The sequence below is a fragment of the Frankia sp. CeRuru1 genome (genome assembly GCF_977966315.1).
The window spans coordinates 2,616-4,980 of the sequence record NZ_CDWWEW010000381.1; the positions used below are offsets into that span (position 1 = coordinate 2,616).

Annotated in this window: 3 protein-coding genes and 1 pseudogene; 2 read left to right on the forward strand and 2 right to left on the reverse strand. The window is 68.3% G+C overall.

What is annotated here, in order from left to right; all coding sequences use genetic code 11:
• Positions 1-774 precede the first annotated feature (774 nt).
• Both AC08OP_RS20820 and AC08OP_RS20825 read left to right on the forward strand, forming a co-directional pair.
• Positions 775-1,044, forward strand: a complete 270-nt coding sequence (locus AC08OP_RS20820; RefSeq protein ID WP_476594105.1) for a hypothetical protein — start codon at positions 775-777, stop codon at positions 1,042-1,044.
• Positions 1,041-1,400 carry a type II toxin-antitoxin system PemK/MazF family toxin gene (locus AC08OP_RS20825; RefSeq protein ID WP_476615721.1) on the forward strand — a complete coding sequence of 120 codons (360 nt, stop codon included), beginning with the start codon at positions 1,041-1,043 and terminating at the stop codon, positions 1,398-1,400. The genes AC08OP_RS20820 and AC08OP_RS20825 overlap by 4 nt, the downstream gene beginning before the upstream one ends.
• Positions 1,401-1,470: 70 nt before the next feature.
• On the opposite strand, the gene AC08OP_RS20830 is transcribed toward AC08OP_RS20825, so the two are convergent.
• A complete protein-coding gene (locus tag AC08OP_RS20830) occupies positions 1,471-1,782 on the reverse strand; it encodes a hypothetical protein (RefSeq protein WP_476615722.1) in 312 nt (103 codons plus the stop codon).
• Positions 1,756-1,933: pseudogene (locus AC08OP_RS20835) on the reverse strand (IS66-like element ISFsp10 family transposase); the annotation flags it as partial. The gene AC08OP_RS20830 and the pseudogene AC08OP_RS20835, both read right to left, overlap by 27 nt.
• Positions 1,934-2,365: the final 432 nt, after the last annotated feature.

The following is a 2,365-nucleotide window of genomic DNA, read 5'->3' on the forward strand; positions in this document are numbered from 1 at the left end:
GAGCACGGGTATCGGCTCCGCTGTGGGGCTTCGCTGGTGGGGGACCCGGCGGGGAGACATGGCGAACGGTGGGTGCTGATCGGTCATGCGGTGTGGTCCCTTTCCTCCGGACGTTCCTTTCCCGCCGGACATCCGTTTTCCGCGGACGTCCGGTGCCGGTGACGCTGCTCGGCCGCCCGCCTCGCGGGCGCTCGTCACGCACCGGCACCATTCAACCCTAACGTAAGGGTAGTGTTTGCTGTGCGTGTCATGATGTATACGAAAGCCACATCCGGTGGCGTGTTCCGATCGGACCACCGTTTCCCTGTGCCGCGTGGTCCGGCCGGCGGCCCCGGCCCTCCCCGGGGCAGGAGCTCGATACGTCGTTCCGTCCGAAGCCGGTCCGATGGTCAGGGCACGTGAGTGGTCAGGGCACGTGGCTGGTCAGGGGACGTGGCTGGTCAGAGCAGGTGTACGTCACCCGGGATGCCGGCCGGGTGCGCATCGGCCGGTCGGGCGCGGGCAACGCTTGACAACGTCAACGTTCGTCCGAGCGTATGTCTGGCGCGGGGAACGGCGATCTGAACCGTGCCCGATCAGGCCGGTGCGGCTGGGGACCTGCGGCCGGGCATCGCGCCCCGTAGGCACCATCGCGCCGAGCATGGGCGACATGGGCGATGTGGTCGTCCCACAGCACCGCACTCGAGGACAAGCCGCGCTGTCGTAGGTCGACCTACTGTCGTAACTCGACCTACTGCCATAGCTTGACCTATAGCAGGTGCCACACTGGAGTCTATGGCTACGACATCTATGCAGCTGGACAGCGGGCTACGCGACGAACTGGCGGAGATCGCCGAGCGGGACTTCCAGGGCGTGCCGCTGGGCGAGGCGGTCCGGCGCCTGGTCAAGGAACATAAGATCAACCGCATCATGCGGCGGTACGAGGAACTGCGCGCCAACCCCGAGGAGTGGGCCAGCTACCAGGCCGAGGCGCGGCTGACCGACGACGCGGCCGGCGACGGCCTGCCGGATGCACGTGAGGAGTACCCGGAGTACCACCGGTGAGCCGGGCGCTGAGGCTCGCGCCCTGGCAGGTGTGGCTGGTGGACTTCGGTCAGCCAATCGGGCACGAGCAGGGCGGCCCACGCCCGGCCGTGGTGGTCGGCTCGGCAACGCACTGCCGGTTCCCGATCGACATGGCCCTCGTGGTGCCCCTGACCGCGCGGGACCGGGGCCTGGACCATCACGTGCGCATCGACTCGCCCGAGTCCGGCCTGGACCGGCCGAGCTGGGCACGCACCGAGGAGATCACGGCGGTATCCACCCAACGGTTCACCCGGTCCACACCGCTGGGCACCGCGTCGGCCACCGAAATCGCCAAGCTGAGCGAGTGGCTACGCGAGATGGTCGCCTTCTGCTGACCCGCCGCAGGCGCGGCTGGCGAGCCGCGCAGGTTCGCCACGTCACCTCCCCGTCCCGTTCAGCCCGACATCAGCGTTGCCGCCGCAGCGTCCAGAACAGCCAGTTCCCGGTGGCCGCGCACGTGGCCACGTCCCAGCCCTGGCCGCCGAGGTCGGACAGTACCGTGACCAGCTCGTCGTAGCTGCCGGGGAACATCCGCTCCTTGCCCCGGGGCATGTTGACCCGGATGGACCCTTGGTCCCACAACCATTCCACCGTGGCGAACTCGTAGGTGAAGATCGTTTCTCCCGCTCCGGTCGGTTGCAGCAGAGGATAACGGCCTTGAAGGTAGCGGCCTTCCGGGCCCGGGCCGCTGCGGACCGGCAGGTGCTGCGCGCACACCAGCCACGCCGCCTGCGCGAGCAGGCCCGGCCCGTAGCCGACCCCGGCCCGTCACCCCCGCCGGGGTGTCCCCGTTGGTGGTCGCCGCGCAGCACGGGCAGACCCTGGCCACGACCCGGTACTCGGTCACGTGCGGCCGTGGCAGCGGAGGCAGGACGCCGAAACGACTACCACACAAGATCCGGCGAACAGTCGGCCAGCCGTCGGCCGGTGAATTTGGGGGACCTGGGCACGGTCTGCGGTCCCCAAACCGTGACTGGCTCCCCATAATTCGTCCGGCTACGCCTCTTTTGGGGTTTTTCAAGATCAAAAATGGTTTATCCAGGTTCGTCAACACCGTTGATTATCTTGAAAAAACCAAGCGCGAACAGGTGAACCAGCAGCTCGTGGCCCGGTCGCGGCACGGTGGCACGGGTTCGCCCCGGTGCACGACCGCGGACAGGTCCCGGTCGACTGACTATCGCGAATGATTCCTCTGAGCCAGGACGGCGCCGGCCTCACCGCGCAGTCGATCCGCCCGCCGGCGAAGCTCGTCCGCCCGGGTGTCGAGAGCACGCCGCGCGGCGAGCAGTTCCCTTTCCGG

Coding starts and splice junctions, on each gene's coding strand:
- AC08OP_RS20820 (WP_476594105.1), top strand. CDS start 775: ATGGCTACGACATCTATGCAGCTGGACAGCGGGCTACGCGACGAACTG.